Origin of the sequence: Polymorphospora rubra (genome assembly GCF_018324255.1) — a bacterium.
GTDB lineage: Bacteria > Actinomycetota > Actinomycetes > Mycobacteriales > Micromonosporaceae > Polymorphospora > Polymorphospora rubra.
In genome coordinates this window covers 1,042,822-1,062,722 of sequence record NZ_AP023359.1, presented here as the reverse complement: position 1 = coordinate 1,062,722, position 19,901 = coordinate 1,042,822, and the positions used below count along the sequence as shown (strand labels likewise).

Below are 19,901 nucleotides of genomic sequence, written 5' to 3'. Positions count from 1 at the left end.
AGACGCATTGTCCGTACTGCGCGCTGCAGTGCGCCCAGCGGCTGCACGGGGAGCCGCTGGCCGCCGAACCCCGGGCGTTTCCGACCAACAACGGCGGGATGTGCCAGAAGGGCTGGACGAGCACCGAACTGCTGCGGGTGCCGGACCGGCTCACGACACCGCTGCGGCGCACCGGGTCGGGGTTCGAGCCGGTCGGCTGGAACGAGGCGCTCGACGACATCGCCGCCCGGGTCGGCGCGCTGCGCGCGGCGCACGGCCCGGACGCGGTCGCCGTCTTCGGCGGTGGCGGGCTGACCAACGAGAAGGCGTACCAGCTCGGCAAGTTCGCCCGGCTGGCGTTGCGGACCCGGCTCATCGACTACAACGGACGGTTCTGCATGTCGTCGGCGGCGGCGGCCGGGAACCGGGCGCTCGGTGTCGACCGTGGACTGCCGTTCCCGCTGACCGACCTGCGCGACGCCGACGCCGTCCTGCTGCTCGGCAGCAACCTGGCCGACACGATGCCGCCCGCCGTCCAGCACCTCGGCCCGGTCCGCGAACGGGGCGGCCTCGTCGTCGTCGACCCGCGCCGCTCGGCCACCGCCCGGCTGACCGACGACGGGGCCGGCGAGCACCTGCAACCCCGGCCCGGCACTGACCTGGTCCTGCTGCTCGGGCTGCTGCACATCCTGCTGGGTAGCGGGCTCGCCGACCTGGCGTACCTGCGGGACCGGGTCGACGGCCTGGACGAGGTGCGGCGCGGCGTCGCCGAGTGGTGGCCGGAGCGGGTCGCGGACGTCACCGGCGTCGCCGAGCCGCGACTGCGCCAGGTCGCGGCGCTGCTCGCCGCCGCCGCCGCGCACCGGGGCGGTCGCGGCGTCTTCGTGCTCACCGGGCGCGGTGTCGAGCAGCACGTCGACGGCACCGACACGGTCACCGCCGCCATCAACATCGCGCTGGCGCTGGGCGCCGTCGGGGCCGGACGGGGCGGGTACGGCGCGATCACCGGCCAGGGCAACGGGCAGGGGGGCCGTGAGCACGGCCAGAAGTCCGACCAGCTGCCCGGCTACCGGATGATCGACGACCCGGCGGCCCGCGCCCACGTGGCCGCGGTGTGGGGTGTCGACGCCGACCTGATTCCGGGCAGGGGCGTGCCGGCCGTGGAACTGCTGTCGATGCTCGGCGCTCCCGGTGGGCCCCGGGCGCTCTTCGTGCACGGCAGCAACGTCGTCGTCAGTGCGCCGGACGCCGCGGCGGTCCGCCGCCGGATCGAGGCACTCGACCTGGTCGTGGTCTGCGACCTGGTGCCGTCGGAGACGGCCCGGCTCGCCCACTACGTCCTGCCGGTCACCCAGTGGGCGGAGGAGGAGGGCACCATGACCAACCTCGAAGGGCGGGTGCTGCGCCGGCGCAGGGCCGTCGACCCGCCACCCGGCGTACGCTCCGAACTGGAGATCTTCGCCGGGCTGGCCGGCCGGCTGGCCGCGCCCGGAACGTGGTCGACCGAACCCCGCGAGGTCTTCGACGAGCTGCGCCGGGCCAGCGCCGGCGGGCGGGCCGACTACGCGGGCATCAGCTACGCCCGGCTCGACGCGGGGGAGGCGCTCTTCTGGCCCTGCCCCGACGAGACCCACCCGGGCACTCCGCGCCTGTTCCAGGAGTCCTTTCCGACCCCGACCGGCCGGGCCCGGATGGTGCCGGTACGCGCCGTCGGCCCCGCCGACGACGTACGGGCCGACGCCCCCGTCTATCTCGTCACCGGCCGGCTGCTCGCGCACTACCAGTCCGGCGCGCAGACCCGTCGGGTCGCCCGGCTCAACGACTCCCAACCCCACGCGTACGTCGAGATCCATCCCAACCTCGCCGACCGGCTCGGGATCGACGCGGCGGTGGACCTGCGGCTCACCTCGGCCCGGGGCTCGATGGTGGCGCCGGCCCGGATCAGCCCCGACATCCGGCCCGACACCGTCTTCGTCCCGTTCCACTTCGCCGACGCCGGCATGGTCAACGCCCTGACCAACGACGCGACCGACCCGGTCTCGGGGATGCCGGAGTTCAAGGTCTGCGCCGTCCGGGTCGAGGTCGCCGACGGCGCGACGGGGGAGGTGCCGCGGTGAGGATCGTGATCGTCGGTGCCGGCATGGTCGGCCACCGGCTCGCCGACGAACTCGTCCGTGCCGCCGGTGCCGGTGCCTCCCGGGCCGCTGATAACCGGGCCGGTGAAGACCTGCGGGTGATCCTGCTCGGCGACGAGGCGCACGAGCCGTACAACCGGGTCATGCTGTCGGAACTCCTCGCCGGCCGGATCGACCTGGCCGGGATCGAGCTGCCCCGGCTCGACCCGGACCGGGTCCGGGTACACCTCGACGCACCCGTCCGCGCCATCGACCCGGCCCGCCGCGAGGTCGTCACCGACACCGACCGGATCGGGTACGACCACCTGGTCCTGTGCACCGGCGCCCGCCCCCGGATACCGGACGTGCCGGGACTGCGTGACGGCCTGCCCGGCGGGGCGTACGCCGTGCGGCGGGTCGACGACGTCCGGGACATCTCGGCCGCCGCGCTCAACGCCCGGCACGCGATCGTCGTCGGGGCCGGACCACTCGGCGTCGAGGTCGCCTGCGCGCTGCGGCACCGCGGCACCGCCGTCAGCCTGCTGGCCCCGGAGTCCGCGATGCTGAACCGCGACCTCGACGAGCCGGTCGGCGAGATCGTCGCCCGCACCGCCGGCGACCTCGGCATCGGCTTCGTCAGCGACGCCGAACTCGTCGCGGTCGAGGCCGACGGCGGCCACGTCACCGCCGTACGGCTGGCCGACGGCCGGCGGGTCGACTGCGACCTGCTCGTCCTGGCCTGCGGCGCCGTCCCCGACACCGACCTCGCCGCCCGCGCCGGGCTGCCGACCGACCGGGGGATCGTCGTCGACGCGCAGTTGCGTACCGGCGACCCGCACGTGTCCGCGATCGGCGACTGCGCGCAGACCCCGGACGGGGTCAGCGGGCTGATCGCGCCGGGCTGGGCCCAGGCCCGCGCGCTCGCCCGGCGGCTGCTGCGCGGCGAGCCGGTCGGGCCCATCCCGATCGAGGGCGCGGCAATGCGGCTCAAGGCGGTCGGGATGAGCGTGGTGACGATGGGCGTACGCGCCTCGACGGCCCGCGACGCCGACCGGGTGCTGGTGGTCGACGACCGCCGCGCCCGCCGCCACGTCGAGGTGGTCGTCCGCGCCGGCACCCTGGTCGGGCTGACCTGCGTCGGCGCACCGGAAATGGCGGCGCGGCTGGCCAGCCAGTACGACCGCCCCGGCATCGTGCCGCCCGACCCGCTGGCGCTCCTGCTCGCCGACGCCCCGCGCGAGGCCAACCCGTCGCCGACGACGATGCCCTCCGCCACCACCGTCTGCCGCTGCAACGGCGTCACCAAGGGCGACCTCGTCCACGCCTGGTCGGACGGGTGCACGTCGGTCGACGCGCTGGTGGCGGATACCCGGGCCACCAGCGGCTGTGGCGGCTGCCGCGAGCTGGTGTGCGGGATCGCGCGGTGGCTGGAGCGGTCCGATCCGCCCCTCACAGCCAGCCGGCTCGCCGCGTGAGGCAACCGTCGTTGGCCGGTAACAGCGGGAGCGAAGACATGAAACCCCTGGTCCCTACGGTCTGACCCATGACGGCAAGGAAGCGGCTCGTCGTGGCCGGAGCGGGCATGGTCGCACAGCGCCTGGTCGAGGCACTGGTCGAACGCGGCGCCGACGCGGAGTGGGACATCGCGGTCTTCGGCGAGGAGAGCCGCCGCCCGTACGACCGGGTGGCCCTGACCTCGTACTTCGCCGATCTGGACCCGGACAACCTGCTGCTCGGCGACCCCGGTCTGTGGACCCGGCCCGGCGTCCGGCTGCACCGCGACACACCGGTGACCGCGATCGACCCCGCCCGGCGTACGGTCACCGCCCGCGGCACCGCGCACGGCTACGACGCCCTCGTGCTCGCCACCGGCTCGTACGCCACGGTTCCCCCGGTCGAGGGCAGCGACCTGCCCGGCTGTTTCGTCTACCGGACCGTCGACGACGTCGCGGGCCTGCGCACCTGGGTGCTGCGCCGGCAGGAGCAGCTCGGCCGGCCGGTGCGCGGCGCGGTGGTCGGCGGCGGCCTGCTGGGGTTGGAGGCCGCCGGGGCGCTCACCGCGCTCGGCGCCGCGACGACCGTCGTCGAGTTCGCCGACCGGCTCATGCCGGTGCAGCTCGACCAGGGCGGCGGTGCCGCACTACGGCGCATCGTCGAAGGGCTCGACGTGACGGTCCGCACCTTGACCGCGACGTCGGGCGTGAAGGCCGGCCGGGACGGCACCGTCGCCCGGATGGTCTTCGCCGACGGCGACACCGTCGGGGTCGACGTGGTCGTCTTCGCCACCGGCGTACGGCCCCGCGACGAGCTGGCCCGCGCCGCCGGACTCGCCGTCCACGAGCGGGGCGGAGTCGTCGCCGGATCCGACTGCCGCACCAGCGACCCCGACGTCTTCGCCGTCGGCGAGGTCGCCCACGTCGCCGGCCGGGTCTGGGGCCTGGTCGGACCCGGGTACGCGATGGCCGAGGTCGTCGCCGACCGGCTGATGGGCGGCGCCGCCACCTTCACCGGCGCCGACCTCTCCACGAAGCTGAAACTCCTCGGCGTCGACGTCGCCAGCTTCGGCGACGCGTTCGCCGCCACCGCCGGCAGCCTGGAGGTCGTGTACGCCGACCCGGTCGCCGGCGTCTACAAGAAGCTCGTCCTCAGCGACGACGCGTCGACCCTGCTCGGCGGGATGCTGGTCGGCGACGCGTCGGCGTACACGGGCCTGCGGCCGATGGTCGGCGGCTCGCTGGGCGGCGACCCGACCGGCTGGCTGCTGCCGGACGGGGTCGAGCCGCCCTCGTCGGCGGAGCTGCCGGACCCGGCCACCGTCTGCTCCTGCAACAACGTCACCGCCGGCACGATCCGCTGCGCGGTGACCGGGCAGGGGTGCACCGACCTCGCCGGGGTGAAGGCTTGCACGAAGGCCGGCACCAGCTGCGGGTCCTGCGTGCCGCTGGTCAAGCGGCTGCTGAACGCCGAACTGGCCCGGGCCGGCGTCGAGGTGGACAACGACCTGTGCGAACACTTCGCCCACAGCCGGGCGCAGCTGTTCGACATCGTGCGGGTCAGCGGCATCACCACCTTCAGTGAACTGCTCGACCGGCACGGCCGGGGCCGCGGCTGCGACATCTGCCGGCCGGTCGCGGCCTCGATCCTGGCCTCGCTCGGGCACGGGCACGTGCTCGACGGCGAGAACGCCGCGCTGCAGGACACCAACGACCACGTGATGGCGAACATCCAGAAGGACGGCACCTATTCGGTCGTGCCCCGGATCCCGGGCGGGGAGATCACCCCGGAGGGCCTGATCGCGATCGGTGAGGTGGCCCGCGACTTCGACCTCTACACCAAGATCACCGGCGGGCAGCGGATCGACCTGTTCGGGGCGCGGATCGAGCAACTGCCGGCGATCTGGTCCCGGCTCGTCGACGCCGGTTTCGAGTCCGGCCACGCGTACGGCAAATCGCTGCGCACGGTCAAGTCCTGCGTCGGCCAGAGCTGGTGCCGGTACGGCGTACAGGACTCCGTCGGCCTCGCGATCGCGCTCGAACTGCGCTACCGGGGGCTGCGCTCCCCGCACAAGCTCAAGCTCGGCGTCTCCGGCTGCGCCCGCGAGTGCGCGGAGGCGCGCGGCAAGGACGTCGGCGTCATCGCCACCGACCGGGGCTGGAACCTCTACGTCGGCGGCAACGGCGGCTTCACACCCCGGCACGCCGTCCTGTTCGCCGAGGACCTGTCGACCGAAGACCTGGTCCAGGCCATCGACCGCTTCCTGATCTACTACATCCGTACCGCCGACCGGCTGCAACGGACCGCACCCTGGCTGGAGTCGGTCGAGGGCGGGGTCGACGCCGTACGCGCCGTCGTCTTCGACGACAGCCTCGGCATCGCCGCCGATCTCGACGCGGCGATGAGCGCCCACGTCGGCGGCTACGAGGACGAGTGGGCGGCGACCCTGCGGGACCCGGAGAAGCTGCGTCGCTTCAGCGCGTTCGTCAACGCCGCCGACGAGCCCGACCCGGATCTGGCGTACGTACGCGAACGGGGTCAGAAGCGGCCCGCGACCCGGACCGAACGCGCGGTCCTGATCGCCGGCGGCTCGCTGCCGGTCCGGACGGCGGTCGTCCGGTGAGTGAGCGGAGCGGTTGGCGGCGGGTGTGCGCGGTCGGTGATCTCGTCCCGGACCGGGGAACGGCGGCGCTGGTCGACGGCGAACAGGTGGCGGTCTTCCTGCTCGCCGGCACCGGCCGGGTGCACGCGGTCGCGCACCGCGACCCGTTCAGCGGCGCGAACGTGATGGCCCGTGGCCTGGTGGGCACCCGGGGCGAGCGGCCGACCGTCGCTTCGCCGATGCACAAGCAGGTCTTCGACCTGACCACCGGCGAGTGCCTGGACGATCCGGCCGTCCGGCTCCGGGTCTGGCCGGCCCGGGTCACCGACGACTGGGTGGAGTTGGCACTGTGACCGAGCGGAGCGAGGGGGCCGTGAGCGAGCGGAGCGAGGGAACCGGTTGGCTCGGTTGTCGGCACGGTGACACCGAGCGGAGCGAGGGGGCCGTGAGCGAGCGGAGCGAGGGAACCGGTTGGCTCGGTTGTCGGCATGGTGACACCGAGCGGAGCGAGGGGGCACCGTGACCGAGGGGGCACCGTGACCGGGCTCGGGCCGGTGCTGGCCGGGACCCGCGTCCTCGTCACGGCGCAGCGCCGCGCCGACGAACTGGCCTCGGCGTTGCAGCGGCGGGGCGCCTCGGTGACGATCGCCGCGTCGATCGGGGTGGAGTCGCACATCGACGAGGCGACGGTCCTCGACCGGACCCGCGAGTTCATCGCCGCCCCGGCGGACGTCGTGGTCGTCACCACCGGCATCGGGTTCCGGAGCTGGCTGGACGTGGCCGAGACCTCCGAACTCGGTGAGGAACTGGTCGAGGCGCTGTCCCGCAGCCGGCTCATCGCGAGAGGGCCGAAGGCCCGGGGCGCCCTCCAGGCGGCGGGGTTGACACCGGACTGGGTCGCCGAGTCGGAGACGTCGGCCGAGATCGGCGACTTCCTGTCCGCCGAGGGCATCGGGGGCCAGCGGGTCGTCGTACAGCATCACGGGGCCGGCGACGACGGGCTGGAGGAGCGGCTGACGGCGGCCGGGGCGGCCACGACCGGGCTGGTCGTCTACCGGTGGGGTGCGCCGCCGGACCCGACCGCGGTGCAGCATTCGGTGCGCGAGACGGCCGCCGGCGGCTACGACGCGGTGGCGTTCACCTCGGCCCCGGGCGCGGCGGCCTGGCTGCGGGCGGTACGCGAGCAGGAGGTTTCGGCGCAGGTCGTCGCGGTCGGCGCGGCCGGGCGTACGGTCTTCGCCTCGGTCGGCAACGTGACCGCCGAACCGCTGCGTACGGCGGGACTGGACCCGGTCGTACCGGAGCGGGCCCGGCTCGGCGCGCTCGTCCGGTCGATCATCATGCGGCTCGGCGACGGCTCCGACAGCATCGCCACCGCGGCCGGCCGGCTTCGGATCAGGGCGACCGCGGCGACCCTGGACCACCGGGTGCTTCCCGTCTCGCCGGGCGGTCTCTGCCTGCTGCGGTCGCTGGCCGAGCGGCCCGGCGCGGTGAAATCCCGCGAGGAGCTGCTCGCCGACCTGCCCGGCGGCTCCAGCGATCCGCACACGGTCGAGATGGCGGTCGGCCGGCTGCGCGACATCGTCGGCCGGGAGGTCGTGCAGACCGTCGTCAAGCGTGGATACCGGCTGGCGGTCCCGTCGTGAGCGGGCGGAACGGGGCTGACCTGCTCGATGCCGGTCGCACGCTGGAATAGAGTCCAGACGACCGCTGGCGTACCGGAGGAGTTCGAGCCTTGCCCACCCCGCCCGACAGCTACTTCATCCGGATCGACGAGAATCGCTACCGGCCGACCGAGCTGACCGGTGGCGCGTGGGCGTCGACGGAGCAGCACATCAGCCCGATGAACGGTCTGATCGTGCACGCGATCGACCGGTACGTGGCCGGTCGGGCACCGGACGGCATGGTCATCGGGCGGATCAGCGTCGACATCCTCGGGGTCGTCGGGCTGGAGGATTTCGACCTTTACGTGGAGACCGTACGTCCGGGGCGGACGATCGAACTCGTCGAGGCCACCGTGGTCGCCAAGGACCGACCGGCCGTACGCGCCCGGGTCTGGCGGCTCGCCGCGCAGGACACCTCGGCGGTGGCCGGTGGCCAGGGCGACCGGCTCACCCCGCCCGACTCGCTGCCGTCGTGGGCGATGTCGCGGACGTGGGCGGGCGGCTACATCGGCTCGCTGGACGTACGCCCGGTCGGGGCACCCACGCCCGGCCGCACCATTGCGTGGGTGTCGACGCCGGCCCGGCTCGTCGCCGGTGAAACGAGCAGCGAACTGGCCCGGTTCGTCGGGCTGGTCGACACGGCCAACGGGATCGCGGCCCGCCAGCCGCCGACGCAGTGGCTGTTCCCGAACCTGGACCTGTCGATCCACCTGTTCCGGCAGCCGGAAGGGGAGTGGGTCGGGCTGGACACCACCGTCGTCTTCGGCGCCCACGGGCAGGGCCTGACCAGCACCGTCCTGCACGACCTGGACGGCCCGGTCGGCCACGCCGAGCAGATCCTCACCGTCCGTCCGGCGCGGCGCTGACCGGCGTCACTCCCCGGCCGGGCCCGGCTTCCCGGTCGCCCCGTCCCTCGGCGGCCCGGACAGCTCCGTCGCCGCCGGCTCGACGAACGCGGTGACCCACCGGCCGACCTCCGTGAACACCTTCTCGCGTACGGCGGGGCCGCTCAGCGTGAGGTCGTGCATGCCGCCGTCGAAGCGGACGAGGGTGACGTGGCGGCCGAGGCGGGGCGCCCAACGCACCATGTGCTCGACGTCGAGGACGGCGTCGGCCAGCGCCGCCGACTCGTGGTAGACCGTGCCGCGGAAGCTGCGGGTGGAGCAGGCCAGCAGGACGGGTACGTCGATCGCCAGGCCGTGCCGGACCCGTTGCTGCGCCGACCGGATCGCGGCCAGCCACGCGGCCCGGACCGGGAACCCGCCGAGCGGCTTCCACTGCAGGTCGTACGTCCACTCGCCACGGTGTTCGGCGTGCAGGGTCTGCCCGTACACGGGGGACAGCCCGCTCGGGACGATCCGGTACGGGGCCCGACGGGCCAGTTGGGCGACGGCTGCCGCCAGCGGCCGACGGACCACCCAGGAGGCGTTGAGGTCGAAGAAGGGGCTGTTCAGGAAGAGGCCGTCGACCAGGTCCGTCGAGCTGCGGGCGTGGGTCCACAGGGCGGCGATCAGGCCGCCGGTGGAGTGGCCGTTGACCAGCAGGGTGCGGTTGCCGTCCTCGTCGCGGACGATCCGGGCGGCGGCGTCGAGTTCGGGGAAGTAGTCGGCGATCGACCGGCAGAAGTTCGGGGTCTGGTGCGGGAGCAGGCTGCGGCCGTACTTGCGCAGGTCGAGGGCGTAGAAGTCCCAGCCACGCCGGACGAAGAAGTCGGCGAGGTGGGTCTGGAAGAAGTAGTCGACGAACCCGTGCACGTAGAGGACGGCGCGGCCGGTGCGCTCGGCCGCCTGCCGGCGGACCAGGGTGGCGACGACCGGTCCCTCGTCGTCGTGGCCGAGATCGATGGTCCGTTGCTCGAAGGACGGACCGAGGATGTCCTCGTCCCAGCTCCCGCTCATGCGGCGAACGTTACCGCGTACGCCGGGCCGGGGTGCGGTACGCGCCCGGCCGCGTAGCAGACGAAGCGGTGATCAGGGTGTTTTCCACAGGCGGGTCGGCCGTCCACAGATCCCTGGCCGGTGCTGTCGCGGCGGGTCGGCGCCGGGCCAGTCTGGGGCTCCGCTACTGATTCGTGGAGGGGTCTTGTACGACACGAACGTAACCATCATCGGAAATGTGCTGACCGCCCCGGAATGGCGGCGTACGACGCAGACCGGGACGCTGGTCGCCAACTTCAAGGTCGCGTCGACCGCCCGCCGGCTCGACCGGGAGAACAACCGCTGGGTCGACGGCAACAGCCTGCGGGTCCGCGTCAACTGCTGGCGCAAGCTCGCCGAGGGGGTCGCCTCGTCGCTGATGGTCGGCGACCCGGTCGTGGTGGTCGGCCGGATGTACACCCGGGACTGGACCGACACCGACGGCAACCACCGCGTCATGTACGAGCTGGAGGCGGTCGCGGTCGGGCACGACCTGTCCCGTGGGCGGGCCAAGTTCGTCCGCAACCGTCCGGCGCTGTCCACCAGCGCGGTGGCCGATCCGGAGGCCGAGAGCCGGGTGCAGGGGCAGGAGACCGAGCCGGTGCCGGTCGCCGAGACGCCGGCCGGCCGGGACGACCTGTTCGACGACGACGATCCGGACTTCGCCGACGTGCCGGCGGCACCGGTGCCGCACTACGACCCGCTCGCCGAGGTACGCGGCACCGGGTTTCCGCCGGCCGGGCCGTCCGCCGACGCGCCGGCGCCCGCCGACCCGGGCCGACCCGGTGCCGGCGACGGGCCCGAGGGGCTGTCCGGTGCCGGACCCGCCCTGCCGACCGGTCCCGGCGGTGCACCCGAAGACCCGTCGGCCGGTGAGCGGGACGGGGTGACCGGCGAGGAGGCGGATGCCGGCCCACCGGAGCCGTCCGGGCCGGCGAACGGTGCGCCGGGGCCGTCCGGTTTGGCGGTGCGGGGCCGCCGGGGCCGGGCCCGCGTTCCCGTGCCGGCCTGATCCCGAGGCCGGGCGGGCTGCCGGCATTCCGGCGGCAGCCCGCCCGGCGTCCGTGGCCCGGTCGGAGCGGCACGGCGCACGCCCGGTCGCGGTCAAGATCTGCCGCCGGGCGGTCGGGGCATAGGCTTTCCGAGGAGGTGATCGGCATGGGAACGGACGTCATCGTCGTCGGGCTGGGCAGCATGGGCGCGGCCACCGCGCACCAGCTCGCCAGCCGTGGGATCCGGGTGGTCGGTGTCGACCGTTACACGCCGCCGCACACCAACGGCGCGCACGCCGGCGGCTCCCGGATCATCCGGCTGGCCTACGCCGAGGGTGCCGCCTACGTGCCGCTGCTGCGTCGGGCCTACGAGCTGTGGGCGGAGATCGAGCAGGCGTCCGGCGCCGACCTGTTGACCCCGACCGGCGGGCTGATGCTGGGCCGGCCGAACTCGTCGACGGTCGCCGGAGCGTTGGCCTCGGCCCGCATCCACGGGCTCGCCCACGAACTGCTCGACGCCGCGGAGATCCGCCGCCGGTTCCCGGTGTTCGCCCCGGACGACGACGAGGTCGGCGTCTACGAGGAGGTCGCCGGGTTCGTCCGGCCGGAGGCGACCGTCGGCACCCTGCTCGACCTCGCCGGGCGGGCCGGTGCCGACCTGCGCTACGGCGTACGGGTCACCGGCTGGTCGGCCGGTCCGGGCGGGGTCACCGTACGCGCCGACGAGGGCGAGCTGACCGCCGCGCGGCTGGTGCTCTGCCCCGGCGCGGGTGCCGGCGAACTGATCGCCGACCTGAACATCCCGCTGCGGGTCGAGCGGCGGGTCCAGCACTTCTGGCCGGTCACCGATACCGGGTTCGCCCTCGGCCGCTGCCCGATCTGGCTCTGGGAGTCGGCGGCGGGCGCGGTCGCGTACGGGTTTCCGGGGGCCGAGCCGGCGGCCGGCTCCGGTCATCGCGGTCTGGTCGTCAAGACCGGCGTGCACGTCGACCCGGCCGGGGTGCCCCGCTCCGACCTCGGTCCGGCGGAGCCGGCGGAGGCGGGCCGGGCGGCCGAACTGCTCGCCCCGCTTCTGCCCGCCGTGGCCTCGGCCGGCCAGCCGGACGGCACACCCTGCCTCTACACCCTCACCCCCGACGAGCACTTCGTGGTCGGGCGGCACCCTCGGCACGAGGCGGTGACGGTCGCGGCCGGGTTCTCCGGCCACGGCTTCAAGTTCGTGCCGGTCATCGGTGAGATCGTCGCGGACCTGGCCCAGCACGGCGCCACCCGGCACGACATCGACCTGTTCGCACCGAACCGGTTCGAGGTGCCGGCATGAGGGGCCGGTGGGCCGCCGACGCTGTCGGACTCCTGGCCGGCTACGCGCTCGACGCTTGGCTGGGCGACCCGCGCCGGCTGCACCCGGTCGCCGGCTTCGGGCAGGCCGCCGCCGCCCTCGAACGCCGCCTCCACCCGGCCGACCGGGCCGCCCGCGCGCGGTCCGCACCGGCCCGCCCGACCGCCGACCGGGCGGGCCCGGGCCCCGATCGGTCGGCTCCCGGCCCGGCCGCGGCCGGATCGTCCGGCGCGCCGGTACGGCCCGGCCCGGACGGTCGGCGCGGCGAGCGGGCGGCCGGCGCGGTCTTCACCGCGGTGGCGGTCGGTGCGCCGGTGCTCGCCGGGGTCGCCGCGGCGGCACTGACCCGCCGGCATCCGGTGGCCCGCGTCGCGGTCGTCGCGGCCGGCACCTGGGCGGTGCTCGGCGGCCGGACCCTGCGTGCCGAGGCCGGGGCGATGAACCGCGCGCTGCGCGGTGGTGACCTGCCCGCCGCCCGGCAACGTCTCAGCCACCTCTGCGGGCGTGACCCGGCCCGGCTCGACGAGGCCGAACTCGCCCGGGCGACGGTCGAGTCGGTCGCCGAGAACACCTCCGACGCCGTGGTGGCGCCGCTGTTCTGGGGTGCGGTGGCGGGTCTGCCGGGGCTGCTCGGCTATCGGGCGGTCAACACGCTCGACGCGATGGTCGGGCACCGGTCGCCCCGCTACGAACGGTTCGGCACGCCGGCCGCCCGGCTCGACGACGTCGCCAACCTGCTGCCGTCCCGGCTGACCGGGCTGCTGGGGGTGGCCGCCGCGCCGGTCGTGCACGGCGACCGGGCCGACGCGTGGCGGGTCTGGCGGCGGGACCGCGACGACCATCCGAGCCCCAACGCCGGGCAGTGCGAGGCGGCGTTCGCCGGCGCGCTCGGGGTGCGGCTCGGTGGCCGTAACGTCTACTTCGGACGGTCTGAGGTCCGGCCGTTCCTCGGCGACGGGCCTCGCCCCGAGGCACGACACATCCGCCGGGCGGCGAACCTGTCACGCACGATCGGCCTGGCGGCGCTCGCCGGGGCCGCGGTCGTCGCGGCCGTCCGGGCGGCCGCCGTCGGTGGCGCCGGCCGGTGGGTCCGGTTCCGGCCCGGCACCGCGGACCGGAGAGCCCTCGGCGGGGCAGCGGCCTCCGGCGGGACAGGGATGGGTCGCGGGCACCGGGCAGCGACGGGCGGCGGCGGGTGAGCGGCGGGCTGCTCGTCGCGGGCACCACGTCCGACGCGGGCAAGAGCGTGCTGACCGCCGGCATCTGCCGCTGGCTGCACCGGCGTGGGGTGAAGGTCGCCCCGTTCAAGGCGCAGAACATGTCCAACAACTCCGCCGTCGTGGTCGGTGCCGACGGGCGTGCCGGCGAGATCGGCCGGGCGCAGGCGATGCAGGCCGCGGCCGCGGGCATCGCGCCGCAGGTGCGGTTCAATCCCGTGCTGCTCAAGCCCGGCAGCGACCTGTCGAGCCAGGTCGTGCTGCTCGGCGAGGCCGTCGACCACGTCCACGCCGGCAACTTCCGGAGCCTCAAGCCGCGCCTCGCCGAAACCGTGCACACGACCCTCGCCGAGCTGCGGGCGGAATACGACGTGGTCGTCTGCGAGGGAGCCGGCAGCCCGGCCGAGATCAACCTGCGGGACACCGACTTCGTCAACATGGGCCTCGCCCGGCACGCCCGGCTGCCGACCATCGTGGTCGGCGACATCGACCGGGGTGGCGTCTTCGCGGCGCTGTTCGGCACGGTCGCCCTGCTCGACGCCGCCGACCAGGACCTCGTCGCCGGGTTCGTGGTCAACAAGTTCCGTGGCGACCTCGACCTGCTGCGCCCCGGGATCGGGATGCTGACGGCGGTGACCGGCCGCCCGACGTACGGGGTGCTGCCCTTCGACGTCGACCTGTGGCTGGACGCCGAGGACTCGCTCGCCTACGGGCGTACCCTCGGCCGCCCCGGCCCGCCGCGCGGCACGCAGTGGCTCGACGTCGCCGTCGTACGGCTGCCCCGCATCTCCAACGCCACCGACGTCGAGGCGCTCGCCACCGAGCCGGGCGTACGGGTGCGGCTGACCGTCGAACCCGCCGAGGTCGCCGCCGCCGACCTGGTCGTCCTGCCCGGCAGCAAGTCGACGGTCGACGACCTGGCCTGGCTGCGGGACACCGGCCTCTCCGACGTGGTGTGCCGGCACGCCGCGGCCGGACGTCCCCTGCTCGGCATCTGTGGCGGCTTCCAGATGCTGGCCCGCTCGATCCACGACGAGGTGGAGAGCCGGCGCGGCACCGTGGCCTGCCTCGGCCTGCTCCCCGTCGACGTCTCCTTCGCCGCGCGCAAGACCGTGACCCGGTCGGCGGGCACCGCGTTCGGCGCCGTCCCGGTCCACGGCTACGAGATCCACCACGGGCACGTCACCCACGCCGATCCCGGCCTGCCCCCGCTGCTCACCCACCTCGACGGCCGGGACGAGGGCGCCGCCGTCGGCAACGTCTTCGGGACGCACTGGCACGGGACGTTCGAGTCCGACGAGTTCCGGCGCCGGTTCCTGACCGAGGTCGCCCGCCTCGCCGGTCGGCACGGGTTCGTGGTCGCACCCGACACCTCCTTCGAGGGGGCCCGCGAACGGTCGCTCGACCGGCTCGGCGACCTGGTCGAGGAGCACCTGGACACCGACGCCCTGTGGCGGCTCATCGAGGACGGCCCGCCCGCCGGCCTGCCGTTCGTCCCGCCCGGCGCCCCGCCCCTGCCGGACCGGGCGTGACCGGGACGCTGGCGGCGTACGCCGACCTGGCCGCCCGGGTGCTCGCCGGGCCGCCGCTGGTCGGACGCAGTCGGCTGGTGGCGGTCGACGGTGCCAGCGGCGCCGGCAAGACGGAGTTCGCCACCCGGCTCGGAGCCGCCCTCGACCGGGCCGGGGTCCCCGGTGACGCCGGCGCACCGGTGGCGACCGTCGTGCACACCGACGACCTGCTCGACGGCTGGGACGACCAGCTCACCTTCTGGCCCCGGCTGGAGGAGTCGGTGCTCGGGCCGCTCCGGGCCGGCCGGCCCGGAGCCCATCCCCGCTACGACTGGCTACGCGGGGAGTTCGGGCCGCACCGGATCGTCGTCGAGCCCACACCGGTCGTGATCCTGGAGGGGTTCAGCGCCGCCCGGGCGGCCGTCCGGCCGGAGCTGAGCCTCGCCGTGTTCGTCGTCGCCCCGGCCGACCTGCGCCTCGACCGGGCCCTGGCCCGCGACGGCGCGGCGCTGCGGCCGTACCTGGAGCGGTGGCGGCGGACCGAGGACGCCCACTTCCGGGCGGACCGCACCGGCGGGCACGCCGACCTGGTCGTCGACGGCGCGTCCGAGGTGCCGCACGACGCCCGGCACTACGTCCGGCTGACCGGCCCGGAGCGGGTGCCGTGACCGGGTCGCGGGCGGTCGGGTCGCTCGGAAGTGCCGGGCGGGAAACCGCCATCGGCGTAGACGCGCCGGCATTGCTGGGGCACCATCGCAGGAAGCCCACCCAATGCCGAGTCGGGGAGCCACGATGACTGCGAGTGCACGATGACAGCGAGCGACGACACGGCGGCGAGCCCCGCCCGGCGCCGGGTGGCGCTGACCGGGATCAGCTCACGCGCCTGGGAACACCCGGCCGACCGCGGTGCCCTGACCGCCCTGCGTGAACTGCGCGGCTTCGACGACGTGGTCAAGGCGTTCTTCGGGATGTGGAACGAACGCGGCTTCCGCCTGTCCTACCTCGCGTCGGCGATCCGGGTCGACCACCGGCAGTACCCGCGGGTCTACCGCCTCTACACCGAGGCGGCCAGCACGCTCGACGTCCTCGAACTCCCGGAACTCTTCGTCACCCAGTCGCCGATGCTCAACGCCCAGGCGATCGGCCTGGAAAAGCCGTTCATCGTGCTGAACACCGCCTGCGTGCAGCAGCTCGACGACGAGGAACTGCGGGCCCTGCTCGGGCACGAACTCGGCCACGTCCGCAGCGGCCACGCTGTCTACAAGACCATCCTGATGATCCTCACCCGCTGGGCGGCCAACCTGAGCTGGCTGCCGGTCGGCGCGATCGCCCTGCGCGCGATCATCGCGGCGATGATGGAGTGGTGGCGCAAGGCGGAACTCTCCGCCGACCGGGCCGGCCTGCTCGCCGGGCAGGATCCGGCCGCGTCGCTGCGGCTGCTGATGAAGCTCGCCGGCGGCGGCGACCTCACCCAGATCGACACCGCGGCGTTCCTGGAGCAGGCCGCCGAATACGAGAGCGGCGGCGACGTCCGCGACAGCCTGCACAAGCTGCGGATGACCGCCTGGAGCAGCCACCCCGTGCCGGTCGCGCGGGCCGCCGACCTGCGGCAGTGGATCGACTCCGGGGCGTACGGGCGGGTCCTCGCCGGCGACTATCCGCGCCGCGACACCGACTCGTCCGCGTCGGTGTCCGAGGAGATCAAGGCGGCGGCGGAGTCCTACCGCGAGGCGTTCGGACGTTCCCAGGATCCGCTGGTCGGGCTGCTTCGCCGGCTCGGCGACGGGGCGAGCGACATCGGCGAGTGGGCCGGCGGCGGTGCCGCCCGGGCCCGGTCCTGGCTCGGCGCGGCCGGCGAGGCGGCGTCCCGCGCCGCCCGCAAGCCCCGTACCCCGTCGGGCGGCCCCGAGGAGGGCCGCGACGCCTGGTCCGACGCCAGTGACGGGCCTGGATGACCGGACGAGCGTGACAGCACGATCGGTAAGGTCGGCCTACGATCTCGGTCATGACCGCAACCATCTTCACCGAGTCCGAACTGCGTACCGCGATCGCACGTGAGCTGCCCGGCGTCCGCGCCGATCTGGAGCGCCTGGTCCGGATACCGGGCATCGCCTTCGACGGGTTCGACCACTCCCACGTCGAGCGGTCCGCGGAGGCGGTCGCCGAGTTGCTGCGTGAGCTGCGGCTCGACGTCAAGATCGTCCGTGCCGGCGGGCAGCCGGCGGTCCTCGGCCGCCGGGCCGCCCCGCCCGGTGCGCCGACCGTCCTGCTGTACGCCCACCACGACGTGCAGCCGGTCGGTGATGCGTCGCTGTGGGAGAGCGAGCCGTTCGAGCCGACCGAGCGGGACGGTCGACTCTACGGCCGCGGCGCCGCCGACGACAAGGCCGGCATCCTGGCCCACGTCGCCGCGCTGCGGGCGTTCGGCGACGACCTGCCGGTCGGCGTGGTGCTGTTCATCGAGGGCGAGGAGGAGTACGGCTCCGACAGCCTCGAACAGCTCCTCGCCGACCACCGCGACGAACTCGCCGCCGACGTCATCGTCATCGCCGACTCCGGCAACTGGGACGTCGGCGTACCCGCGCTGACCACCTCGCTGCGCGGCATCGTCAACTGCTTCGTCGAGGTCCGCACCGGACAGCACGCCATCCACAGCGGCATGTTCGGCGGCGCCGTGCCCGACTCGCTGACCGTGCTCTCCCGGCTCCTGGCGACGCTGCACGACGACGCCGGTGACGTGGCCGTCGAGGGACTCGTGGCCCGGTCGGCGGCGACCGTCGACTATCCCGAGGAGCGGCTGCGGGCCGAGGCCGGCCTGCTCGACGGGGTGTCGTTCATCGGCACCGGGCGACTCACCGACCGGATCTGGCACAAGCCCGCCCTGGCCGTGCTCGGCATCGACGCCCCGCCCACCAACGCCGCACCGAACGCCCTGGTGCCGGCCGCCAAGGCGAAGCTCAGCATCCGGCTCGCGCCCGGCGACGACCCGAAGGACGCGTACGCGGCACTGCGCGCGCACCTCGAACGGCACGCCCCGTGGGGTGCCCAGGTCACCGTGACCCTGGAGCACGACGGGGCGCCGTGCGTGATCGACGCGTCCGGGCCGATGTTCGACGCGGCCCGGACGGCGTTCCGGATGGCCTGGGACGGCACCGACCCGGTCGACATGGGGGTGGGCGGGTCGATCCCGTTCATCGCGACCTTCCAGGAGATGTTCCCCCACGCGGCGATCCTGGTGACCGGGGTCGAGGACCCGCACGCCCGCGCACACGGGCCGAACGAGAGCCTGCATCTCGGCGAGTTCGCCCGGGTCTGCCTGGCCGAGGCGCTGCTGCTGGCCAACGTCGCCCAGGTCGGCGTCCGGTCCTGAGCCCCGCCACCGTGCGCCGGCCCGGGCGACCGGGCCGGCGCACGGCTGCCCCGGTCGGGTGAGAAAAGTCCTTGATCGATGGGGCGAAACTGCTGCGGGCCGGCGGGCGGCCCGCTAGGGTTTCGAACATGAGTTCTAACGAGGCCATTGCGCGGCTGGACGCCGCCGTCAGTGCTCTGGGGGACGTGCACGTCTCCGCGTGGTCCGACGAAACCCTTCAGGACCAGCTCGGCGAACTTTCCGCCGTACTCTGCGCCCTCGACGCGGTGCTGTCCCGGGTCGCCGACGAGGTCCGCGCCCGCGGACTGCGGGTCGAGGAACCGCTCGCCGCCTGAGTCCGGCACCGCCCCTTCGGGCGGTGCCGGACCGGCCGCCAACCCGCCAGCCGGTGTCCTTCGGGGCAGTCGTTACTGCCCCGAAGGCAGCCGGCAGTGCATGCCGGCGGCGGCCGCACTGCGGCAGGGTGACCGCGTTGACTGTCGCCGAGCGAGAAGAGCGGTCATGACCTGGCGCGAGAAATACTGGAACGACGCGACGGAGAGCCCGGAGTACTTCGAGGCGGCGGAGTTCGCCACCGTCCTCGACGGCGACTACGGCACCCGGATGTTCGGCCGGTGGCTGGAGGAGTTTCACCCGGACCGGCACGATCTGCTCCGGGCCCTGGAATACCTGCTGGTGACGCAGACGTACGGCGACGACGTGGCCTCGACGATCGACATCCTGGAGCGTCGGCTGGCGCGCCCGTGGGACGACTGGGCGATGGTCGCGGCGCTCGAGGAGACCGCCCGGCAGTATCCCGGGGTGCCGGCCGTGGTGCGCGACGACGAGGACTTCACCGCGCTGGCCGGGCGCCTGCGTGACGACGAGCACGTGTTCGCGTTGTGGCGGGAGATGCTCCAGCAGGCCTCGGTCGAGGTGCTCCAGGCCCCCGAGGTCGTCCCCTCCTTCGTCGCCTCATGTCAGGAGCTGGCTCACGAGACGCGCCGGTACGTCGGCGTCGCCGGAAAGGAGGAGGAGAGCGACGACGAGGTGGTGGCGGAGAAGCGGGTCAGGTTCGCCGAGCCCCCGGTGGTCGGGGAGGAGGCGCCGGAGTGGCAGAACGCGGAATTCCAGCTCGGCGTCGCCTTCACCCTGAACCCGGAATCCAACTCGAACCTGCCCGGGCGGTGCTCCTGGGCGCAGGCGCGGGTCCACCTCGCCCAGTGGGGGGTCGACCTCGACGAGTTCGCGGACCTGGTCGACGCGGCTCAGCAGAGCCGGTCCCGGATGTACAAGAACGAGCAGATCAGCGTCATGCTCTTCCCGAACTTCCTCAACGTCACGGTGACCATCGACTCCGCGCTGAACGCGCACAACACCGGGATCATCGCCACGCTCGACAGTGACGGCGCGTACACCCACTATGTGCAGTTCAAGGATCTGGTGTTGTTCTACACCGACGAGAGCGACATGAACACGCCGATCTACAACGTGCTGAAGACCTTCGGTGACCTGTGGGCGGACGGCCCGGCGGAGAGCTACGTCGTGCGGCACGGCCAGGGGCGCAAGGCGTACTTCACGGTCACCCCGGTGAAGGCGAGCCACCAGGGCAGCGTGGTCGCGGTGGTCAAGCGGTGCTCCGGCGGGCTGTCGGTCAAGGTGCTGACCTGACCTGGAACAGGCCGGGGCGGGTCCTGAGCCGGAGACCGACCGCGGCGGGCGTC

At 74.1% G+C, this 19,901-nt stretch carries 16 protein-coding genes; 15 read left to right on the top strand and 1 reads right to left on the bottom strand.

Annotation, left to right across the window (positions count from 1 at the left end; translation table 11 throughout):
- Positions 1–23 precede the first annotated feature (23 nt).
- The 6 genes from Prubr_RS04645 (at position 24) to Prubr_RS04620 (ending at position 8,719) form a co-directional block, all read left to right on the top strand.
- Positions 24–2,096, top strand: a complete 2,073-nt coding sequence (locus Prubr_RS04645) for a molybdopterin oxidoreductase family protein (RefSeq protein ID WP_425518033.1) — start codon at positions 24–26, stop codon at positions 2,094–2,096.
- Positions 2,093–3,568: an FAD-dependent oxidoreductase gene (locus Prubr_RS04640; protein WP_212821974.1), complete on the top strand. Its 1,476-nt coding sequence runs from the start codon at positions 2,093–2,095 to the stop codon at positions 3,566–3,568. Before Prubr_RS04645 ends, Prubr_RS04640 begins: the two co-directional genes overlap by 4 nt.
- A 68-nt stretch (positions 3,569–3,636) precedes the next feature.
- Positions 3,637–6,210, top strand: coding sequence for a nitrite reductase large subunit NirB (nirB, locus tag Prubr_RS04635; protein WP_212821972.1), 2,574 nt, complete (start codon positions 3,637–3,639; stop codon positions 6,208–6,210).
- Complete coding sequence (gene nirD, locus Prubr_RS04630; RefSeq protein ID WP_212821970.1) at positions 6,207–6,542, top strand: nitrite reductase small subunit NirD; 336 nt, start codon at positions 6,207–6,209, stop codon at positions 6,540–6,542. Before nirB ends, nirD begins: the two co-directional genes overlap by 4 nt.
- 183 nt (positions 6,543–6,725) lie before the next feature.
- Positions 6,726–7,835: a uroporphyrinogen-III synthase gene (locus Prubr_RS04625; protein WP_212821969.1), complete on the top strand. Its 1,110-nt coding sequence runs from the start codon at positions 6,726–6,728 to the stop codon at positions 7,833–7,835.
- A gap of 89 nt (positions 7,836–7,924) precedes the next feature.
- Positions 7,925–8,719, top strand: a complete 795-nt coding sequence (locus tag Prubr_RS04620; protein WP_246568304.1) for a thioesterase family protein — start codon at positions 7,925–7,927, stop codon at positions 8,717–8,719.
- 6 nt (positions 8,720–8,725) lie between these two features.
- Here the strand turns inward: Prubr_RS04620 and Prubr_RS04615 are convergent, their stop codons facing one another.
- Positions 8,726–9,751 carry an alpha/beta hydrolase gene (locus tag Prubr_RS04615; RefSeq protein ID WP_212821968.1) on the bottom strand — a complete coding sequence of 342 codons (1,026 nt, stop codon included), beginning with the start codon at positions 9,749–9,751 and terminating at the stop codon, positions 8,726–8,728.
- Positions 9,752–9,935: 184 nt separating this feature from the next.
- Between Prubr_RS04615 and Prubr_RS04610 the strand changes: the two genes are divergently transcribed.
- The 9 genes from Prubr_RS04610 to Prubr_RS04570 all read left to right on the top strand — a co-directional run bounded on the left by Prubr_RS04610 (position 9,936) and on the right by Prubr_RS04570 (position 19,848).
- Positions 9,936–10,781 (top strand): single-stranded DNA-binding protein, encoded by an 846-nt coding sequence (locus tag Prubr_RS04610; protein WP_212821966.1) that lies wholly within the window; start codon positions 9,936–9,938, stop codon positions 10,779–10,781.
- A 146-nt stretch (positions 10,782–10,927) separates the two neighbouring features.
- Positions 10,928–12,082 carry an N-methyl-L-tryptophan oxidase gene (gene solA, locus Prubr_RS04605; RefSeq protein WP_212821965.1) on the top strand — a complete coding sequence of 385 codons (1,155 nt, stop codon included), beginning with the start codon at positions 10,928–10,930 and terminating at the stop codon, positions 12,080–12,082.
- A complete protein-coding gene (locus Prubr_RS04600; RefSeq protein ID WP_212821964.1) occupies positions 12,079–13,299 on the top strand; it encodes a cobalamin biosynthesis protein in 1,221 nt (406 codons plus the stop codon). The genes solA and Prubr_RS04600 overlap by 4 nt, the downstream gene beginning before the upstream one ends.
- The gene (locus Prubr_RS04595; RefSeq protein ID WP_212821962.1) at positions 13,296–14,849 is read left to right on the top strand and encodes a cobyric acid synthase; all 1,554 of its coding nucleotides are present in this window, start codon (positions 13,296–13,298) and stop codon (positions 14,847–14,849) included. The genes Prubr_RS04600 and Prubr_RS04595 overlap by 4 nt, the downstream gene beginning before the upstream one ends.
- On the top strand, positions 14,846–15,496 hold the full coding sequence (locus Prubr_RS04590; RefSeq protein WP_246568303.1) for a uridine kinase family protein: 651 nt from the start codon (positions 14,846–14,848) through the stop codon (positions 15,494–15,496). The genes Prubr_RS04595 and Prubr_RS04590 overlap by 4 nt, the downstream gene beginning before the upstream one ends.
- A 141-nt stretch (positions 15,497–15,637) precedes the next feature.
- Positions 15,638–16,783, top strand: coding sequence for a M48 family metallopeptidase (locus Prubr_RS04585; RefSeq protein ID WP_212821957.1), 1,146 nt, complete (start codon positions 15,638–15,640; stop codon positions 16,781–16,783).
- Between the two features lie 50 nt (positions 16,784–16,833).
- Complete coding sequence (locus tag Prubr_RS04580) at positions 16,834–18,198, top strand: dipeptidase (protein ID WP_212821955.1); 1,365 nt, start codon at positions 16,834–16,836, stop codon at positions 18,196–18,198.
- A gap of 128 nt (positions 18,199–18,326) precedes the next feature.
- The gene (locus Prubr_RS04575) at positions 18,327–18,533 is read left to right on the top strand and encodes a hypothetical protein (RefSeq protein ID WP_212821953.1); all 207 of its coding nucleotides are present in this window, start codon (positions 18,327–18,329) and stop codon (positions 18,531–18,533) included.
- A gap of 166 nt (positions 18,534–18,699) precedes the next feature.
- A complete protein-coding gene (locus Prubr_RS04570) occupies positions 18,700–19,848 on the top strand; it encodes a hypothetical protein (RefSeq protein WP_212821951.1) in 1,149 nt (382 codons plus the stop codon).
- Positions 19,849–19,901 lie beyond the last annotated feature (53 nt).

Coding starts and splice junctions, on each gene's coding strand:
- Prubr_RS04575 (WP_212821953.1), top strand. CDS start 18,327: ATGAGTTCTAACGAGGCCATTGCGCGGCTGGACGCCGCCGTCAGTGCT.
- Prubr_RS04580 (WP_212821955.1), top strand. CDS start 16,834: ATGACCGCAACCATCTTCACCGAGTCCGAACTGCGTACCGCGATCGCA.
- Prubr_RS04615 (WP_212821968.1), bottom strand. CDS start 9,751: ATGAGCGGGAGCTGGGACGAGGACATCCTCGGTCCGTCCTTCGAGCAA.
- Prubr_RS04570 (WP_212821951.1), top strand. CDS start 18,700: ATGACCTGGCGCGAGAAATACTGGAACGACGCGACGGAGAGCCCGGAG.
- nirB (WP_212821972.1), top strand. CDS start 3,637: ATGACGGCAAGGAAGCGGCTCGTCGTGGCCGGAGCGGGCATGGTCGCA.
- Prubr_RS04585 (WP_212821957.1), top strand. CDS start 15,638: ATGACAGCGAGCGACGACACGGCGGCGAGCCCCGCCCGGCGCCGGGTG.
- Prubr_RS04600 (WP_212821964.1), top strand. CDS start 12,079: ATGAGGGGCCGGTGGGCCGCCGACGCTGTCGGACTCCTGGCCGGCTAC.
- solA (WP_212821965.1), top strand. CDS start 10,928: ATGGGAACGGACGTCATCGTCGTCGGGCTGGGCAGCATGGGCGCGGCC.